This window comes from Enterococcus sp. AAFC-DPL-5182 (assembly GCF_058216605.1).
In genome coordinates this window covers 3,119,341-3,137,279 of sequence record NZ_CM177101.1, presented here as the reverse complement: position 1 = coordinate 3,137,279, position 17,939 = coordinate 3,119,341, and the positions used below count along the sequence as shown (strand labels likewise).

General features: G+C 35.9%; 18 protein-coding genes. All 18 read left to right on the top strand.

The annotated features are described in order from the left end of the window. The first annotated feature begins 12 nt into the window (after positions 1-12). The 18 genes from AC4BB7_RS14690 (at position 13) to AC4BB7_RS14605 (ending at position 17,931) form a co-directional block, all read left to right on the top strand. Positions 13-681, top strand: a complete 669-nt coding sequence (locus AC4BB7_RS14690) for a response regulator transcription factor (protein WP_490483521.1) — start codon at positions 13-15, stop codon at positions 679-681. Next, entirely contained in the window at positions 672-1,763 is a 1,092-nt protein-coding gene (locus AC4BB7_RS14685) for a sensor histidine kinase (RefSeq protein WP_490483520.1), read from the top strand. Before AC4BB7_RS14690 ends, AC4BB7_RS14685 begins: the two co-directional genes overlap by 10 nt. Positions 1,764-1,820: 57 nt before the next feature. Then, positions 1,821-3,170 carry an ABC transporter permease gene (locus AC4BB7_RS14680; protein ID WP_490483519.1) on the top strand — a complete coding sequence of 450 codons (1,350 nt, stop codon included), beginning with the start codon at positions 1,821-1,823 and terminating at the stop codon, positions 3,168-3,170. A gap of 50 nt (positions 3,171-3,220) precedes the next feature. Next, on the top strand, positions 3,221-3,844 hold the full coding sequence (locus AC4BB7_RS14675) for an ATP-binding cassette domain-containing protein (protein WP_490483518.1): 624 nt from the start codon (positions 3,221-3,223) through the stop codon (positions 3,842-3,844). A 94-nt stretch (positions 3,845-3,938) separates the two neighbouring features. Further along, positions 3,939-5,423 (top strand): ABC transporter permease, encoded by a 1,485-nt coding sequence (locus AC4BB7_RS14670; protein ID WP_490483517.1) that lies wholly within the window; start codon positions 3,939-3,941, stop codon positions 5,421-5,423. Positions 5,424-5,435: 12 nt separating this feature from the next. Further along, positions 5,436-6,110, top strand: coding sequence for an ABC transporter ATP-binding protein (locus tag AC4BB7_RS14665; protein WP_086314206.1), 675 nt, complete (start codon positions 5,436-5,438; stop codon positions 6,108-6,110). Then, positions 6,103-7,608, top strand: coding sequence for a PASTA domain-containing protein (locus AC4BB7_RS14660; RefSeq protein WP_490483516.1), 1,506 nt, complete (start codon positions 6,103-6,105; stop codon positions 7,606-7,608). Before AC4BB7_RS14665 ends, AC4BB7_RS14660 begins: the two co-directional genes overlap by 8 nt. A 528-nt stretch (positions 7,609-8,136) precedes the next feature. Beyond that, positions 8,137-8,478, top strand: a complete 342-nt coding sequence (locus tag AC4BB7_RS14655; protein WP_025873157.1) for a type II toxin-antitoxin system PemK/MazF family toxin — start codon at positions 8,137-8,139, stop codon at positions 8,476-8,478. Between the two features lie 385 nt (positions 8,479-8,863). Next, entirely contained in the window at positions 8,864-9,832 is a 969-nt protein-coding gene (locus tag AC4BB7_RS14650; RefSeq protein WP_490483515.1) for a Gfo/Idh/MocA family protein, read from the top strand. Positions 9,833-10,471: 639 nt separating this feature from the next. Then, positions 10,472-12,340, top strand: a complete 1,869-nt coding sequence (locus tag AC4BB7_RS14645; RefSeq protein ID WP_490483514.1) for a BglG family transcription antiterminator — start codon at positions 10,472-10,474, stop codon at positions 12,338-12,340. 5 nt (positions 12,341-12,345) lie between these two features. Further along, complete coding sequence (locus tag AC4BB7_RS14640) at positions 12,346-12,684, top strand: PRD domain-containing protein (RefSeq protein ID WP_490483513.1); 339 nt, start codon at positions 12,346-12,348, stop codon at positions 12,682-12,684. Between the two features lie 59 nt (positions 12,685-12,743). After that, a complete protein-coding gene (locus AC4BB7_RS14635) occupies positions 12,744-13,097 on the top strand; it encodes a glycine-rich SFCGS family protein (protein ID WP_010771052.1) in 354 nt (117 codons plus the stop codon). Positions 13,098-13,243: 146 nt separating this feature from the next. Beyond that, positions 13,244-13,618, top strand: a complete 375-nt coding sequence (locus tag AC4BB7_RS14630; protein ID WP_490483512.1) for a DUF4312 family protein — start codon at positions 13,244-13,246, stop codon at positions 13,616-13,618. Beyond that, a complete protein-coding gene (locus AC4BB7_RS14625; RefSeq protein ID WP_086314200.1) occupies positions 13,619-14,401 on the top strand; it encodes a DUF4311 domain-containing protein in 783 nt (260 codons plus the stop codon). Between the two features lie 24 nt (positions 14,402-14,425). Next, positions 14,426-15,088, top strand: a complete 663-nt coding sequence (locus AC4BB7_RS14620; RefSeq protein ID WP_086314199.1) for a DUF4310 family protein — start codon at positions 14,426-14,428, stop codon at positions 15,086-15,088. A gap of 123 nt (positions 15,089-15,211) precedes the next feature. After that, positions 15,212-16,531, top strand: coding sequence for a PTS sugar transporter subunit IIC (locus AC4BB7_RS14615; protein WP_010771056.1), 1,320 nt, complete (start codon positions 15,212-15,214; stop codon positions 16,529-16,531). 54 nt (positions 16,532-16,585) lie between these two features. Further along, entirely contained in the window at positions 16,586-16,837 is a 252-nt protein-coding gene (locus AC4BB7_RS14610) for a hypothetical protein (protein WP_490483511.1), read from the top strand. Between the two features lie 5 nt (positions 16,838-16,842). Next, positions 16,843-17,931 carry a DUF871 domain-containing protein gene (locus tag AC4BB7_RS14605; protein WP_010771057.1) on the top strand — a complete coding sequence of 363 codons (1,089 nt, stop codon included), beginning with the start codon at positions 16,843-16,845 and terminating at the stop codon, positions 17,929-17,931. The last annotated feature ends 8 nt before the right edge of the window (positions 17,932-17,939 follow it).

Here is a 17,939-nt window from a genome sequence, read left to right as displayed (position 1 = left end):
GGAACGAATGAGATGAGAATTTTAATTATTGAGGATAATCGTGAACTGGCAATGTCTGTTCAAAAGGGCTTAGAGCGGGAAAAGTTCTTGGTAGATCTGGCATTTTCTGGCATGGAGGGAGAAGAAAAAGCTTATGTAAATAGGTATGATGCTATTTTGTTGGACTTGAATTTGCCTGATAAAGACGGATTATCAATTTTAAACTTTTTAAGAGAATCCAATATCAATAGCCCAATCATTATTATTACAGCTAGAGATGAAATTGAAGAAAGAGCGAAAGGTCTTGATTTTGGAGCGGATGATTATTTGGTGAAACCATTTGAGTTATTGGAATTGGTTGCCCGTATTCGGGCGGTTATTCGGCGTTTCCACGGACGAACTTCACCTTACATAAAAATCAATCAGTTAATGATCGATCCAGTGAAACGTTTTGTACGCTATGATGACACAGAAGTGGTATTGAAACCCAAAGAGTTCGATATTTTGTTATGTATCGCACAACAACATCCAGCAGTAGTTTCTACAGAAGAGATAGCTGAGCATGTCTATGATGAAAACTTTGATCCGTTCTCTTCTGTTTTACGCGTTCACCTTGCTCGATTAAAGAAACAACTTGCCGAAGCTTCCGGAAAAGAGTTGCTTAAAACGATTCGATCGAAAGGATACCAATTATGCGAGTAAATTTTAAAATTAGTTTAACAGTATTGGCCTTTGCTTTTTTTGTCATGTTGATTCTTAGTGGTGGTTTTTTTGCAGTGAAAAGTAACTGGAGCTCGCTTAATATAGGTCAGTCAATTGGCTCAGCTGTTTATGTTGTCAACGATGCAACTAAACCAGTTGCACAACCTGCTGAGACAATTGAACTTAAAGCCTCTGAGTTGGTTAGTACAGAAGCACTAGATAACATTTACTTAAATGGTTTATTGAAGTATTTACCAATGGTTATTTTAGCAGTTTGCTCGGCTATTTTAGTGTTGACCATGACATTATGGTTTGTTTTACGACGGATTTATACAAAACAAATGGTCTCGATCATTCACGATTTACAGTTTTTAGAAAAATTCTCAGAAGAACAGGTTGAAGATAGATCAGTTGCTAAAGCATTTAAACAGTTAAAAGAGAAATTTGATGGCAATCTAGACGATTATAAAAGGCTCAGTAGTTATCTTACACATGAACAGAAAAATGCTATTGCGATTTTGAGAGCTAATTTAGAATTAGAACAAGATGAAAACAGGAATTTGCATATTCTAGATCGCTTGACTGATAGTATCGATGATATTTTGACACTTTCAAACAGTACAGAAGAAGCGATGAGTGAACAGGTTGATGTCTCGTTGATTTGCGCGGAAGTTTGTGATGCGTATCGTAAAAGCTATCCCAATCTCACCTTTTACTTTGATGAAATCGAATCAACCTTGATTTTAGGCAAAAATCGTTGGATTTATCGGGCTGTCTCAAATTTAGTGGACAACGCAATAAAATATGGTGATGGCAAACCTATAGAAGTTTCTGTCAATAACCGAAAAGGTAGTATTATTGTAGAGATTAAAGACTTTGGCAAAGGAATCGATCCCAAAGTCCATGCAACTATTTTTAATCATAATTATCGGATCAACGGATTGAAGCAAGATGGTTATGGCATTGGCTTGTCCGTTGTGTCACATGTTTGTGACTTGTGCCAAGGCTTTGTTTATGTTGAAAGTAAAAAAAATCAAGGATCTACTTTTTATCTATCATTTCCCAAAATAGCTGAAAGTTAACATTCAGTTAACAATTGGTTTGGTATTGTAGTATCAAGAAAGGGGGAGAGTAGGAACATGTTCGTCTTTAAACATGCTTTCTTAAATCTTAGAAGACATATTTGGAATTATTTACTAGTCGGTATCATTTTATTTCTTTTGATTTTAGGCACAATAATTACAAATACCATCTATACTTCTGCTAAATTATTTACAAAAAATTACAATAAGCAGTTTATGATCGTAGTAACGATTCTAGAACCAGATTTAAGTAATTTACCGCATGAAAAAAAACTAACAAAAGAGCAGTATCTCAAATTTGGAGAGTCTAAGTATGTAAATGGAATGAAGCAGGTCGGTAACGTTCCAGTATCATTTGAAACGTTAAAATCACTCCCTCTTCCAAGTACCATTCAGTTTCAAAAAATGGAAGGCAGCACAATTGAAAAGAATGACTACAAAGCAAATGCTAATTGGTTTGGTGCTGAATCAGAAGATCTTTTAAAAGAACTTACCGAAAGTGGTATGGAGATCAAGACAGGAAGTGCTGATCTAAAACTTAATGAATGCATAGTCAGTAGTGAATTTGCTCAATTGAATCAACTTAAAATAGGTGATTCAATTCAAGTGAATTTAACAGGAAATGAAGCAACTGAGCAACAAACACTACTGATTGCTGGAATGTATCAATCAAAAGAACCAGTTCAATCGGATGAAGCAAGTCAGATCGTAAAAATTCAAAAGAATGATATTTTTACGAATTTGGCAACCTTGCATGCTATGGAAAATTATGATCTTTTAGGTTATGACAGTATATCGTATGAATTAAAAAGCGGGGCTGCTTTTGATAAATTTTTAAAAGAAATAAAAGCAAAAGGGTTGCCAGATGAGTATCAAGTGATGACGAATGAAGTCAGTATGAACCTACTTTTGAGTCCCGTTAATGGAATGGGAACACTAGCTGGAACGACTCTTTTAGGTTTAGTGATTTTTGGGAACTTTGGTTTGGCATTGTTTTCAATGCGGAAGTTTAAACAAAGGCAAACAGAAATCTATATCATGCGCAATATAGGAATAACACAAAAGCAATTGATCAAGAGTTGGATGATTGAATTAATGATCGTTACATTTTTTAGCTTTAGTTTAGCATTCATGATTGCAAGACGACTCGTACAACCAATCGCAGATTGGCAATTACTGAATCAAAAGCAACTGATGGGGAATGTTGATCAGCTATTTAGTGTTATTGCAAATGAAAAAAATGCCCCCATAATGTCTATTCCTATGTTGTTAGATACTCCGTCTTTTATCACCATTTTTGGGATTACTAGCTTATTCTTGGTAACAATCATTGTTATTGATAGTTATAAGCTTTTCAAATTTGAACCAATTGAATTTTTGTTAGAAAGGAACTTAGACGAGCGATGATTCTCTCTCTTAAAAATATAGTATATACGTATAAAAAAAGTAAAGTGACTGTGCTGAATGGTATCACGATTGATTGTTCACCAGGGAAGGTTTATGGCATTTTAGGAAAAGCAGGAGCAGGAAAGACAACCTTACTTGCACTGATTGCAGGTCTGGACAAGGTTAGCTCAGGTGAGATTTTTTATAAAAAAGACAACCTTAAAGAAATCGATCGTGATCATTACCGTTTGCAGGAAATAGGTTCTATTTTCCAGCAGTACAACGTTCTTGCCAATGAAACAGCTTTGACCACACTCAAGCTATGTACAACAAACTCTGCCGCAAAAGGAAATGCTTATTTTTATGAGGCACTAAAAAAAGTAGGAATCGATGAAAAGGTAGCAAATCTGAAAATCAAGAAGTTATCTGTTTCTAATCAACAGCGTGTTTATTTGGCCAAAGCAATCATTAATGATCCTGAAATCGTTTTGATCGATGAACCTTTTGAATCGTTAAGTGAACTTTCATTAGCCATGGTCATGGAGTACATACGTATATACGCAAAAAATGAAAATAAGTGTATCATCATCAGCTCTCAATCAAAATCGATTGCTGCGTATGTTGATGAACTATGGGGATTGAATGGTGGGAAACTATCATTTATCAAAGACAATGTAGAACAGGAAAAAATTTAGCTTATATCAAAGCTTGTTGTGGACTTGACTAAATAGCGTGATGATATCTGTCTAAGCCATTTCTTCATTGTTGTTAAGTAGGAAGGAAGAATATATGAACTATTGGAATCGAGCGCTATGTAGTGTGACAAGAAGAAAAGGAAAATCGGTCATTTTATTTGCAGTTATTTTTATTTTAGGCAATGTTATTGCTGGATCAATCGCTATTCAGCAATCAACTGCTAATGTAGAAAAGAAAATCAAACATGATTTAGGTGCAACAGTCAGTGTGGATTTAGATTATCAAAAAATGATGGATGAAGGCACATCATTTTCACCTTCAGCGTTAAAAGTAGATGATATCAAAAAATTAGGTGAATCTTCTTATGTTAAAGAATTTGACTACAATGTGAAAACAAGTCTTTTCGTAAAAAAAATCAAAACATACGAAATGGAAAATGCTGCAACGATGAGCGGTATACCTAAAACGTTGAGTCTTAAAGGAAATAACTTGCTTGAACCATTGGATTTTAAGGATAAAAAAGTAAACCTGGTTGAAGGTCGAACATTTAAACAAGACGAAATCAACAGTGGTAAAGACGTTGCAATCATTTCAAAGAAATTAGCAGAAGCAAATGGGTTTAACGTAGGAGATAAAGTCGTTTTAGATAGCTCAGTCATGGATTTTAAACAGGATGGGGCAACAGAAGAGTTAGCATCTCAAGATCATCCAGTAGAGATTATTGGCATCTTTGAACCGACAAGTGTTGAAAAGAAAAAATCAGATGGCAAAGATCAAAAAGGGATCGAAGAGCAATTCATGGAAACAGAGCAGTTCAACACAATCTATATGCCAAATGATGCTGTGATGAATATCAACAAAGTAGAATTTGAAAAAGGCAAAGAATTAGTACCAGACCGCTATAAAAAAGCGGATGGAACGGAAATGGCGATGGAAGATATGAATCAAATCATCCCTGTATATGTGCTAAAATCACCAGAAGATGTCGAAGCCTTCAAAGAAGAAGCGAAGTCATTGATTCCAGAGGGGTACAAATTATCAGCATCGACCGATCAATATGATCAAGTCGGCGGAACGTTCAAAAAAATGTCTCAAATTTCTGGCTATGTAGTACTTTTAGCTATTGGTGCGACCCTACTGATTATTTCATTAGTTGTTATTCTCTTTTTACGTGATCGTAAACATGAGTTAGGAATTTATTTATCTTTAGGAGAAACAAGAACCAAAGTCATGCAACAGATTTTAATTGAATTGTTGCTGATTAGTCTAGTAGCGATGTGTCTGTCTTTAGTTACAGGGAATATTCTTGGGAAAATGGTCTCTGAATCCTTGATTGCCAGTGATGCTTTTTCACAAACCAGTGATGCAGCTAGCAATGGTGGCACGATGATGATTGGTGGTAACAATTCTAGTATGTCGACATTAACGACAGAAGATGTTTCCAGTGCGTATGAAGTGAAATTCTCAATTAGCTATATCGTGACGTTCTTGATTGCAGGATTAAGTACAGTTCTATTATCTGCGGTTTTACCTTTGACGTATGTCTTACGGTTAAATCCGAAGAAAATCATGATGTAGGAGGAAACCAATATGACAATTTTACAAACAAAAAACGTAAGCTACTTTTATCAAGATGGCGATAAACGCCGTATGATTTTACAAGATACATCGATTAATTTTGAAAAAGGGCAGTTTTATACGATTCTAGGTCAATCTGGTTCGGGAAAAACGACCTTTCTTTCATTGATCAGCGCCTTGGATGAACCAAAATCTGGTGAAGTTTTATATAAAGGTCAAAATATCAAAAAAATAGGGTTAGAAAAATATCGTAGAGATGATATCAGCATTATTTTTCAAAGCTACAATTTAGTTCCATATTTAACTGCTTTAGAAAATGTTTTGGTGGCAATGTCGATTACAGATAACGATATGCCCAAAGACAATCGCGAAGTGGCTTATAACTTATTGGATTATATTGGCATCAATAAAGCCAAAGCAGATCGATTAGTGGGACAATTATCCGGTGGTGAGCAACAGCGTGTAGCGATTGCCAGAGCTTTAGCCACAAACGTTGATATTATCCTTGCTGATGAACCAACAGGAAATTTAGATGAAGGTATGGAACAAGAAATCGTTGATATCTTTAAGGATTTGGCTGAAACGCATAATAAATGTGTGATTGTTGTGACCCACTCGAATGAAATAGCAAAACAGTCAGATAAAACCTATTTTCTTAAGCAAGGTGAGTTGATGTTGAATGAGTGATTTTTTATCTAATTTCAATAAATCGAATTATGATAATACCAAAGAAAAAAAGTTGCGGGATGATTCTGGTACGAATGAAGTGACGAAACGAGAATCAGAAATACCGTCTTCAGATGAACAATTAATCGAAAAAACCAATGAAGAGCAAACAAAAATAGGACCAGCAGCTATTGCTCAACCAAAAAACAATGCTCCTAAAGCATCCTTTAAAATAGAAGACGAGACCACTCAAACTCGTAGAAGCCAATCAGAGGATGAAACAGAAATAGATCCAACTTACCATAAAAAAAGAAAAAGAAAATTTTTACTGATAGGGATCGGAATCGTGATGGCACTTTGTTTTTTATATTTTGGTTATTATCAAATGACCCATGTTAAATTGCCTGATTTTACTGGCAAGGAACTAGCAGAAGCACGAGCATGGGCGACAGAAAATAAATTGAAATTAAAAGTAGATTCTCGCTACAGTAAAGATATTGAAGTGAACAAAGTGATTTCGCAAAAGTCAGAAAAAGGGAGTAAAATCAAAAAAGGAACTGAATTAACTGTTGAGTCAAGCTTAGGTGCTGATCCAGAAGAAAAGTTGACATTGCCAGATTTTATGACAATGAAAAAATCAGAAGTAGAAAAATGGATCAAAGATAACAAAGCAGACAATCTCTCTCTTATTGATGAATATAGTGACACCTTAGAAAAGGGGAAACCTGCTCGCTTTGAAATTGTCAATAAAGAAGTCACAAAGGAAAGCTACAAACGCAAAGATAAAGCGAATATGTACTATTCAAAAGGAAAAGAAACATTTGAAAAAAATATTTCAGTTCCGGATTTTACGAAAAAAATGAAAACGGAAGTTGAAAGCTGGGCTAAGACAAATGAGATAAAAGTCACGTATGAAGAAGCTAGTTCGGCAGAGATTCCAGCAGACAGTATCATTTCGCAAAGTATTGCCAAAGATCAAAAAGTGGCTAAAAAAGATAGTTTAACTGTGACTGTGTCTCTAGGGAAAGGCTTTATGGTACCAAACTTTGCGGATTATACACAAGAAGAAGCTGGAACAGCTGTCGAAGGACTGACAGTCCAAGTCAAAAGTGTTTTTACAAACAACGTTCCGTATGGCCAGTTGATTTCTCAAAGTGTTGAAGCAGGAACTCAGTTGACCAATAAAGATGATTTGAAAGTAAAGGTCTATTATTCTGCTGGTCAGCCATACATTAAAGATTTAAGAGGAAATACATTAGAAGGAGATTTACAAAAACAATTTTATGATGAATTTCAATCAAAAGGTGCGAACATTCAATACACTGTTAGATATGTCGATTCAGCTGAGCCAAAAGGCACGGTTGTAGGCATGAGTGCCTATAATTTGTATGTACCATTGGACTATACAGTAACATTAGATATCAGTTTAGGTAATTTAGCTGGCGCATCAAATTATGCCCCTAAATCTTCTGAAAAAAATTCCAATAATGAGGCTGACTCAAAAGATTCACTTCCATAAAATAGTCAAAAAGAAAGAAATCAGGAAAGCAATTTGTCCTGGTTTCTTTCTTTTTTATAAATTTCAGATGAGAAAAAAGTAAAAAAACAATGAGGGTGTTTTTTTGAGAGTGTGGATTAATAAAGTGACTATAAATTTTTTTAATTAGATTATTTAAATAAGAAACCTTTTTTTTGGCTAAATACAAAAATATAAAAGATTTTTGTGTTTCTAAATTTCATTATTATTTTTAGTTTTAAACCTAAAAAAACATGGCTTTACACAATGATCTATAATTTTTTTAGTTGTAAAAACAGATGTTTATATTATTTAAAAGATAAATTAAGTATATATAAAATGTTGTTTTTTGTATAATATACGTTTTTCCAGGAATGGAAATTTTATATTTTTCTCTCATAGAATCTTCGCTTTTACAGAGTTTATCAAAGTTTTCAGGGGTTGGCACAAAATATTGAAAAATTTTTCTATAAAAGCATGATATAATTTACACAGAATAAGTTTTTGTTAGTTAGGGGTGATTAAAGTATTATGATGCGAAGGGGAGAAATCTTTTATGCAAATCTCTCACCTGTTGTTGGTTCAGAGCAAGGAGGAATTAGACCAGTATTGATTATTCAAAATAACAAGGGGAATTTATTTAGTCCGACGTTGATTGTTGCGCCTATTACGAGGAATGTGAATAAGAAAATGCAGCCAACACAAGTCAAGGTGGATATACCTCATGACGATCGAATGACACCGTCATTGGTATTACTAGAACAAATCCGAACATTGGATAAAGAACGAATTCTTCACAAAATTTGTCAGTTGCAAGAAGACGATATGCTGAAGGTCAACCAAGCACTTAAAATAAGTATTGGTATTCGTTAATTTGGGAGTAGTACATAGGTAAAGATATACATAAATATTCGTAAACATCGGATTGAAAAAAATAGGGTAGAAATCATGCCAAAATGATTCACGAATATGCTTTTTTGACGATGAAAGAAAGAGTGAGATTGGGACGAAAGTGGTTTATTCCCAAAGCCTTCAAATCATAGTGCTTTAGCACTTAGAAGTTGATTTGATCGAAGTGTAACGTAGTAGCTGCTTTTTCCATCGTTATTCGAATTTTAAGGGGCTGAGACATAACTCAAAGAGTTATGTCTCAGCCCCTCTTTCTTTTGATTCTTGATAAAGAGACGTAGACAAGGGAGAATCCTTTTGAAGTTTTCAGATTTTCTCGCTATAGTATAAACAAAGGAGTCGAATAAGAATGAAAAAAATCCGTTATGGCATTTTAAGTACAGCTCAAATCGTTCCCCGTTTTGTAAAAGGAATCAACGAAAGTAGTATAGGAGAAGCGGTAGCAATTGCTTCAAGAAGTTTGGATAAAGCAGAACAAATGGCAAAAAAATTGAATATACCGCAAGCATATGGCAGCTATGAAGAGCTGTGTAAGGATGAACAGATAGATATCGTCTATGTCGCAACGTATAATAAAGGACACTATGAAGCAGCGAAAATGGCCTTGACCTGTCATAAACATGTCTTAGTTGAAAAACCATTTACGTTGCAGCTGGCACAAGCAGAAGAGCTTTTTGATTTAGCGGAAAAAAATGGTTGCTTCTTGATGGAAGCGCAAAAGGCTGTTTTTTTACCAATCAGCTTTCAAATAAAAAAAGCAATCCAGCAAAATAAAATTGGCAAAGTTCATTGGGTGCAGTCTGTGACTTCGTATCCTAGTACTGATCATATCTCTTGGTTTCATTCGTTGGAAGCAGGAGGTGGAACATTACACGGGTCAGGGAGCTATCCGTTACAGTACATGCAGTTTGTGTTGGATCAGTCAATTAAAGAATATCGTGGCACTTCTACGAGGGAAAAAGGGGACACGGATGACCAAGTAAATCTTTCTTTAAAGTTTCACAATCAAGCTTTAGCAGATATTTTTATTTCAGTGAAGATAAATATACCAAGTAAAATGATCGTTTATGGTGAAACAGGCCGTATAGAAATTCCTTATTTTTGGAAAACGAAGCAGGCAATTATTTACTATGAAGATGGGAGGCAAGAAGTATTGAATGGTGAGTTTGATAGTGAATTTGTTTTTGAAGTAGATCATGTCAATGATTGTCTCCAAAAGCAGTTATCAGAAAGTCCTGTTATGACTAAAAAAATGACCTTAGATACTGTACGTTTAGTAGAGCAACTTTATACTGAGTGGCTGAAAGAAGATGTATAGCGAAAGAAGCAGTTGCAATCAATGTTGATCTATGTTAAAGTAATCCTCATGCGACGAGTTGACTCAATCAGATAGCTTCGGCTGTTCCGTTTTGACGGCTAGTGATTGACAAAACAGCAGAGGCACATATGTTAAATCATACCTACCGGATGTAGGCGTGTCGGATAAATATTTTTGTGGAGAAGATTTTATCTATTTATTTTATAAATACTGCGACAAAAAAGAAGACTTCGGTCTTCTTTTTTGTTTTGAAGAGAAAAAAGGCATGGCTTAAAGGGAGCAGCAACGAAACGAATAGAGTTTTTTTAGGTTCAACCACTTGGTCTTCTTGAGTGAGAGATGATCTTGGTATGTTGTTATATATTACTACTACAAAAAATGATTGCATTTGTTGGTGCAAAAAGCATTCAATAATAGATAATGTTTGTTGCACTAAGGGAAAAAAGCTATAAACCCTTCTATTTCGCTCAAAATAAGTGCAGGAAATTATATAAAATAACGTTTTATGGATTACAAATTTTCCAAATAAAATAGTATACTAATAAAGTTGCACTTGTGTAAGTGCAACTTTTTTGTGTTGTTATGCAATAAAAATCAAGCTATAGTTCAAGTGTAAGGGAAAGAAAGTTGGTGAGTAGGATGTCACTGCACTTATCAAAAAGAGAAATAAAAATTTTGTTATTGCTTTTGGATTTAGAAGACAGTGTTACAACAAAAGAATTGGCTGAAACCTTTCATGTTAGTGTTCGTACGATCAAATATGATTTGGAAAACGTTCGAGACTGGTTCAAAGAACAAAATGTCGTATTACAAGCACGTCGCAATAAAGGAATTTGGCTAGAGATACCTGATTCGGAACGACTAACTTTGAAAAATGAAATTATTGAAGTTGAGCGGTTTGAAACGTATCCTGATCAGGAGTTAAGAGTAAATCAATTGATTTTTCGTTTACTTTTAGCAGAGAAGTCGTTAACCTCACAAGAGCTAGCGGATGATCTGCAAGTGAGCCGCAACACAATCGTCAGTGACTTAGATCGCGTGGAAGAACTAATTCAAGTTTATAGTCTTGAATTGATTCGTCAAAGCCGTCAAGGGTTTTCGATCACCGGAGAAGAAAGTAAAATTCGTTTGTTGATGGAATACATTACGCAAAAAGAAATAACGGAATATGATATGTATCAAATCATGAGTTATTTTGTTCAATCGGGACAACAGAAAAAAATGCAGGAAGTACATGTTGGGGTCAACACGATTTTTCAAAAAATTTATCAAGTTGCTTTGAAAGAAATGACGAAACTTTTGGATCCATCATTATTCGATCAATTTAATTATGCGGAGATTCTGTCAATCACTTTACGTGTCGCAATCGCCACTTCCAGAATGCAATTGCATCATACGGTTGGTGGCTATAAAATGCTGACAAATCAAAAAGTACTTCAACAAAAACAGGAATTACCCTTTTTATTAATGAAAAAAGTATTCGATCATTATGAGCTGCCGCTTTTGGCAGATGAGTATCTTTACATTTATAGTGATGTATTTGTAGCTAACAATCAACAAGACATTGTTGGCTTGACAGAAGAGTTGATCAAAGATGTATCGGAAGAAATCAATTTTCCTTTTTATCGGGATCGTCAATTGTTTACGAATTTGTTTGCTCATCTCTCTTTGCGTTTAACCAAAAAGCATCTTTTTATTAATGAGTATAATCCTTTTGTTGATGATATCAAGGCGAAATATCCACAATTGTTTTCAGCTATCCAAATTGCCAGTCAAAGTGATATTGTTGGCTCTGCGTTATTGATCAATGATTCGTTTATTGCCTACATTGCGCTACACTTTCTAGTTGCTTACGAAAAAAATCTCCATGAAGTCAATGTGGTACGAATCGTCTACGTTTGTTCAACAGGCTTAGGTGTAACAAGCTTGATCGAACAAAAAATTCTAGAAGAAGTGTCAAATGTTGAAATCGCAGGATTTGCTTCGGTGCTGAATGCAGTGGAAGTGATAGAAGAAAAAAATCCAGACTTGGTTTTGAGCATCTTTCCTATTGAAATAGTTAATCGGCCTTTTATCAAGGTAAACCCTTTGCCAACAACAGCTGATATTCACAGCATCCAAGAAGAAGTCAATAAAATTTTGACTCATACTCAATCTGGTAAAGTTCCTCGTTTGATCCCTCGTCAGCAAATCAAGGAAAAGCAAGGAATCGAAGCTGAAAGTCGGGATATCATCGTACGAACATATGTAATCTATGAAGAGTTACTCAAAACATTTGCAGAAAAATTGACGCAAGAATATAGAGAAGCTTTTTTGCTACATGTCATGTTGATGGTTCACCGAATCACTTTTGACAGTCAATATGAAAATGAGGGCAATATTGTGAAAGAAACATTATTAGCTCAGCAGGAATTAGTAGAACAAATCGAACGTATTTTTGCAAAAAATGATTTAATGGTGAATCAAGCAGAAATTACTGCTTTACTGAATTATCTAAGGGAGGAGTAGCATGCATGAAGTTAAATGACGATGCTCAAAAAATAATTGATGAGAGTCCGAATAAAGTTGAGTTAGAAGCATCACTGGACAAAATTAGTGAATTACTAGCAACACAATCGATTCAACCAACAGAATTACAATGGACGATTTTGATTAATCATGTCAATGAAATGATCAAACGATCAAAAGCTAATGAAAAAATGTCTGGTGTTGATCCAGTGATGTTTGAAGAAGTTTCTAAAGAAGCATTAATGATTGCCGATAAAGTCGTTCAGCATATTGGGAATCTGCCGCAAGATGAAATGTATGTCTTGTCGATCCATTTTGAAGCAGCAAGACAAAACGAAGTGTAAGAAAAAAGAGTTGAAGCAGTCATTATCAACTTTTAAATAAAAAATTGGAGGAATTATACATGATAACAGTAGTCATCGCAGATCGTTTAGGTAAAGGTCAAAATGTTGCAAAAGGAGTAGAAGCTGCAGGAGGTAAAGCCGTTGTTGTTCCTGGCATGGGTGCAGATATGCGTTTGGGAGATGTGATGCAACAGGAAAATGCTGATTTAGGGATTTCATTTTGCGGAAGCGGTGGCGCAGGGGCCTTAACAGCTGCTACAAAATATGGTTATCCAGAACGTCATGGTATGCGCTCGATCGATGAAGGTGTGACAGCTATCAATGATGGCAAAACAGTGTTAGGTTTTGGTTTTATGGATCAAGAAGAATTAGGTAAGCGCATCGTTGAAGCTTATATGAAAAAGAATGGCTAATCAGTGAAATTATCTAGTATTACAGGCTAGTCTCTCAGAAAAAGATAATACCTGAAGGTGACTAAAGGTGTTACAAACATGTTTTCCTATTTTTTGTTGAGACGGATAAGCCTACTACGCTTTTAAATTACGGGGAGGAAAATCCAATGGAAAAAGTAACGATGAAGAAACGTCAGATCATTCAAGTCGAAGGAATTGGAAAAGAAAAAAATCTGGCGTTCGCTAATGCATTGAATCAAATCCATAATCGTGTGTTGAAAGAAAAAAGTGATGTGATCGTTCGTATTGAACCGCTTGATATCCAGATTGTCAAAGCAGAGCAAGAAACATTCACAGAACGCTTCTTATTTTTCTTCTTACCTCGTACACGTGTGGATTATCGCGTGTTGTTAGATGTTGAAGTGGAGATCACGCTGATCGAAATGGAGACAGTCGCATTTGTGGAAAAAAGAGTTACCGATCCAAATGGTCTTCCTATTCCTTTTGGAAAGAAAAAAAGAATGCATAAGGAGGCAAATTAAATGGACGTTTTAGTCGTTTTACTCAAGTCATTATTGATTGGGGGAGTAGTTGGATTTGCGGCAGGAGCAGGGGCTGCAAGAATGTTCCATGCACCTAGTACACAAGGGTTAGGTGCTTTTAGAACATTAGGTGAAATGAACGCTTGTGAAGGAGATGCTGCCAGTCATTTTTCATTTGGACTAGGATTCTTCTTTAATGCTTGGGCATCAACAGTTGGAGCAGGAGCATTTACACAAGATGTGGATCACCGTGTCATTCCAAACTGGGCCGCTGCGGCTTTACTAGTAAAAAATAAAAATGTTGCTGAAACAATGCATAATCCTAAAAAAATGGGAATCTCAGGTGCGATTGTAGGGATGTTGGTCGTGGCTTTCTTGAATACAACAGCTTCAGCAATTCCAGAGTCATTACAAGTAACCGCTGTTGCAGTTTTAGTACCCGCAGCTAATTTATTGATCAACACAGTGATGCCAGTTTTATTCTGGTTAGCGGCGATCGATGCTGGAAAACGTTCGGGGCTTTGGGCAACGATTTTTGGTGGACTTGCAACCATGATCATGGGTAATGCCGTTCCTGGTGTTGTATTAGGAATTTTAATTGGTAAAGGTGTCGATGAAATCGGCTGGAATAAAGTGACTAAAAGTATGATGGCGGCAGTTATTCTATTATTTGTCTTTAGTGCCTTTTTCCGTGGCTTTGATTTGCAAATGATCGAAAGCTTCCGATTACAAATTCCAGGGTGGTTACAAAATATGCATGATGTTTTCAGTATTGGTAAATAGTTGAATAGAAAGTGAGGGTCTGTAATGGATGAAATAGTAGAATTAGAAAAAAAGAATTTTTGGTTTGCTGACTGGTCATTTCCGATTTTAGTTGGTTTGTTGTCCGCCGGTGTCTTTGCGGGAACGCATATGTATATTGAGCATGGCGTGGGAGCGTTTAATGAAGTGGCAATTGTTGCAATGTTGAAAGCTGGCATGGACGGTGGTTCATATGGTGCAGCAGCAGCTTTTGGAGCAAGTTTCTTATTCGCCCGTATTTTAGAAGGTTCACTTGTTGGAATTTTGGATATTGGTGGTGCGATTTTAACGGGTGTTGGAATTGGAGTTCCTGCGATTTTATTAAGTATGGGGATTACAGCGCCAGTTGAAAACTTTGGACTGTCTTTATTAACTGGAATGATCCTCGGTCTGATCATTGGTGGAATTATTATTATGATCCGTAAGTTTACGATCAATCAGTCGAATTCTACTTTTGGGGCAGATGTTATGATGGGAGCAGGGAATGCTTCTGGTCGTTTCTTAGGACCTCTGATCATTATTAGTGCATGTGGAGCCTCTGCCCCAATCGGTATTGGTTCAATTATCGGTGCTGTGATTTTCTATGTCTGGAAAAAACCTATCGCTGGTGGCGCTATTTTAGGCGCAATGATCTTTGGTGCAATATTCCCGGTTGATTTACCTAGTTAAGATCGATTAAAGTTGCACTTTTCTTTTGAAAACCGTTTACATTATAATGTTACCATGTTATTATGAATGAGAAATAAGTTGATTTTTTATTCATACTACTATTTTGAACGGGGGACAAAAGAAATGAATGGTTTTGTGCAGTGGATGGAAGTAAAATTGATGCCGGTTGCGAATAAATTTGGTTCGCAGCGGCATATGACAGCGATCAGAAAAGGACTTATCGCAACGATGCCTTTGACGATCGTAGGTGCCTTTTTTACAGTATTTCAGAATATTCCAATTGATGCGTATATGAAATTTATTGAACCGTATCAAGCAGTTTTGGATATTCCGTCACGTTATACAATGGGGATCTTAGCTCTTTATGCAACATTTGGTATTGCTTCTTCTTTAGCGACGAGTTACAAGTTGGATTCCTTAACGTGCGGGATTTTAGCAGTGATGGCCTTTTTAGTCACAGCAGCACCTCCAACACGTGTTTTTGAAGACGTGAAAGATGTTATTGGTGCAGGGCGTTATATTAATTTAGCCAATATCGGTTCTGCTTCATTGTTTGGCGCGATCGTTACAGCGCTTGTTTCGGTAGAAATTTATCGTTTCTTTATTCAAAAGGACATTACGATAAAAATGCCTGATGGTGTTCCACCAGAAGTGTCTAACTCATTTATTGCGTTGATTCCTGGAGCGGTGATTTTATTACTATTTTGGGTGATTCGTCACGTTATCGGTTTTGATTTAAATGGATTTTTAAGTACATTACTAATGCCTTTGAAAGATACCTTAGCTGGGAATAGCTTATTTGGTGGATTACTTACAGTCTTCTTGATTTGTTTCTTCTGGGTTTTAGGGATTCACGGACCAGCAATCATGGGACCTGTGATCAGACCGTTTTGGGATATGTCGATTGCTGAGAATACACTTGCTTTTCAAGAAGGTGCCTCAGTTCATAATTTACCGAATATTTTCACTGAACAATTTTTACAATGGTTTATTTGGATCGGTGGAGCCGGTACTACTTTAGCGTTAGTCGTTTTAATGATGTTTTCTAAATCAACATACTTGAAAAGTTTAGGACGTTTGTCCTTCTTGCCAGGATTATTCAATATTAATGAACCTGTGATTTTTGGTACACCGATCGTGATGAATCCGATTTTGGGAATTCCATTTATCGTGGCACCACTGATCACGACAACATTTTCATATTTTCTAACAGTGACCAATGTGATTCCAATGATGGCAGCGCGTTTACCATTTGCAATACCTGCGCCGATTGCTGCTTGGATGAGTACAAACTGGAGCGTTCCAGCAGCACTGCTTGTCTGTGTCAATTTCGCGATTACTTTGGCGATTTACTACCCGTTCTTCAAAGTATATGAAAAACAACAATTAGACAAAGAAGCAGAAGAGTTGGCAGCAGAACAAAAAGCAAAAGCAGCTGCTTAATTGAGATAGAGAGGGAGGGGAGTAGCTTTACTGCCCTCTTTGGTGATGAAGGTTATGATAATTTGGTTCATCGTATTTTTTATTTTTAGTCAAGTAATGATTGAAAGAAAATGGCTGCCTGAAAAATTTACGGATTTAAGACTACTGCATCTATGTGTTGCTTCAATTGGTTTGATTTTCATAGCGATTGTGGTAGGAATTTTAGTCAAGCAACCAATAGTTGTAGTAGGAACCGTCACTATTTTTTGTAGTTCAGTCCTTTCTTGGAAATATCGTAATAAATTCGACCATATAAAGCGAGGGTAAAAGAAATGAAAAGAGCATTAGGTGTATCTGTTTATCCAGATCATAGTGATATAGAAAAAGATAAAGCTTATTTAAAAAAAGCCAGTGAATGTGGATTTTCACGGATCTTTATGAGTATGTTAGAAGTAACAGAAGGCAAAGAAGTCGTAAAGGAAAAATTTAAATCATTGATTTCTTATGCAAAGGGCTTAGGTTATGAAACGATTTTAGATGTGGCACCAAACATTTTTGATGAGTTACAAATTTCATATGATGATTTAACATTCTTTTATGAAACTGGAGCAGACGGTATCCGTTTAGATGCAGGCTTTGACGGAAACAAAGAAGCGAAGCTAACATTTAATCCATTCGAGTTAGCCATTGAATTAAATATGAGTAACGATGTAGCATATCTGGATAATATTTTAACTTATGAAGCAAATGTTCCGTTTCTTTATGGGTGTCACAATTTTTATCCGCAAGAAGGGACTGCTTTGCCTTACGATTTCTTTGAGCGGTGTAGTGTGCGTTTTAAAAAACATGGAATTCGGACAGCAGCATTTATCAATTCACAAGCGGGTAAAATCGGTCCTTGGGATGTTAATGATGGCTTACCAACACTTGAAATGCACCGCCATTTACCAGTAGATGTCCAAACAAAACATCTATTTGCAACGGGTTTGATCGATGATGTGATTATTGGCAATGCCTATGCATCTGATGAAGAGTTAGAATTGTTAGGCAGTTTAAATCGCTATCAATTAGAATTAGCAGTTGAATTTACTGAACAGGCAAGCGAGCTTGAAAAAGAAATCGTGTTGACGGAACAACACTTCCGTCGCGGAGATATCACTGATCAAGTAGTTCGTTCAACCGAAGTTCGTAAAAAATACAAAAATGATGCCAATCCTGCTCATGACAATACACAAGAATTTCAAGTCGGAGATGTTGTGATCGGCAACGATGCATTTGGGAAATACAAAAATGAGCTGCAAATTGTTTTACAGCCGCATTCAGACGACCGTAAAAACAAGGTAGGTCAAATAACAGAGAAAGAATTGTTGTTGTTGGATTTTGTAAAACCCTGGACAAAATTTAGATTTAAAGAAAAGTAGGGGATAAA

Excerpts from the sequence above, each read along its gene's own strand:
- AC4BB7_RS14690 (WP_490483521.1), top strand. The coding sequence starts at position 13 with ATGAGAATTTTAATTATTGAGGATAATCGTGAACTGGCAATGTCTGTT.
- AC4BB7_RS14685 (WP_490483520.1), top strand. The coding sequence starts at position 672 with ATGCGAGTAAATTTTAAAATTAGTTTAACAGTATTGGCCTTTGCTTTT.
- AC4BB7_RS14680 (WP_490483519.1), top strand. The coding sequence starts at position 1,821 with ATGTTCGTCTTTAAACATGCTTTCTTAAATCTTAGAAGACATATTTGG.
- AC4BB7_RS14670 (WP_490483517.1), top strand. The coding sequence starts at position 3,939 with ATGAACTATTGGAATCGAGCGCTATGTAGTGTGACAAGAAGAAAAGGA.
- AC4BB7_RS14665 (WP_086314206.1), top strand. The coding sequence starts at position 5,436 with ATGACAATTTTACAAACAAAAAACGTAAGCTACTTTTATCAAGATGGC.
- AC4BB7_RS14660 (WP_490483516.1), top strand. The coding sequence starts at position 6,103 with ATGAGTGATTTTTTATCTAATTTCAATAAATCGAATTATGATAATACC.
- AC4BB7_RS14655 (WP_025873157.1), top strand. The coding sequence starts at position 8,137 with ATGATGCGAAGGGGAGAAATCTTTTATGCAAATCTCTCACCTGTTGTT.
- AC4BB7_RS14650 (WP_490483515.1), top strand. The coding sequence starts at position 8,864 with ATGAAAAAAATCCGTTATGGCATTTTAAGTACAGCTCAAATCGTTCCC.
- AC4BB7_RS14645 (WP_490483514.1), top strand. The coding sequence starts at position 10,472 with ATGTCACTGCACTTATCAAAAAGAGAAATAAAAATTTTGTTATTGCTT.
- AC4BB7_RS14640 (WP_490483513.1), top strand. The coding sequence starts at position 12,346 with ATGAAGTTAAATGACGATGCTCAAAAAATAATTGATGAGAGTCCGAAT.
- AC4BB7_RS14635 (WP_010771052.1), top strand. The coding sequence starts at position 12,744 with ATGATAACAGTAGTCATCGCAGATCGTTTAGGTAAAGGTCAAAATGTT.
- AC4BB7_RS14630 (WP_490483512.1), top strand. The coding sequence starts at position 13,244 with ATGGAAAAAGTAACGATGAAGAAACGTCAGATCATTCAAGTCGAAGGA.
- AC4BB7_RS14625 (WP_086314200.1), top strand. The coding sequence starts at position 13,619 with ATGGACGTTTTAGTCGTTTTACTCAAGTCATTATTGATTGGGGGAGTA.
- AC4BB7_RS14620 (WP_086314199.1), top strand. The coding sequence starts at position 14,426 with ATGGATGAAATAGTAGAATTAGAAAAAAAGAATTTTTGGTTTGCTGAC.
- AC4BB7_RS14615 (WP_010771056.1), top strand. The coding sequence starts at position 15,212 with ATGAATGGTTTTGTGCAGTGGATGGAAGTAAAATTGATGCCGGTTGCG.
- AC4BB7_RS14610 (WP_490483511.1), top strand. The coding sequence starts at position 16,586 with ATGATAATTTGGTTCATCGTATTTTTTATTTTTAGTCAAGTAATGATT.
- AC4BB7_RS14605 (WP_010771057.1), top strand. The coding sequence starts at position 16,843 with ATGAAAAGAGCATTAGGTGTATCTGTTTATCCAGATCATAGTGATATA.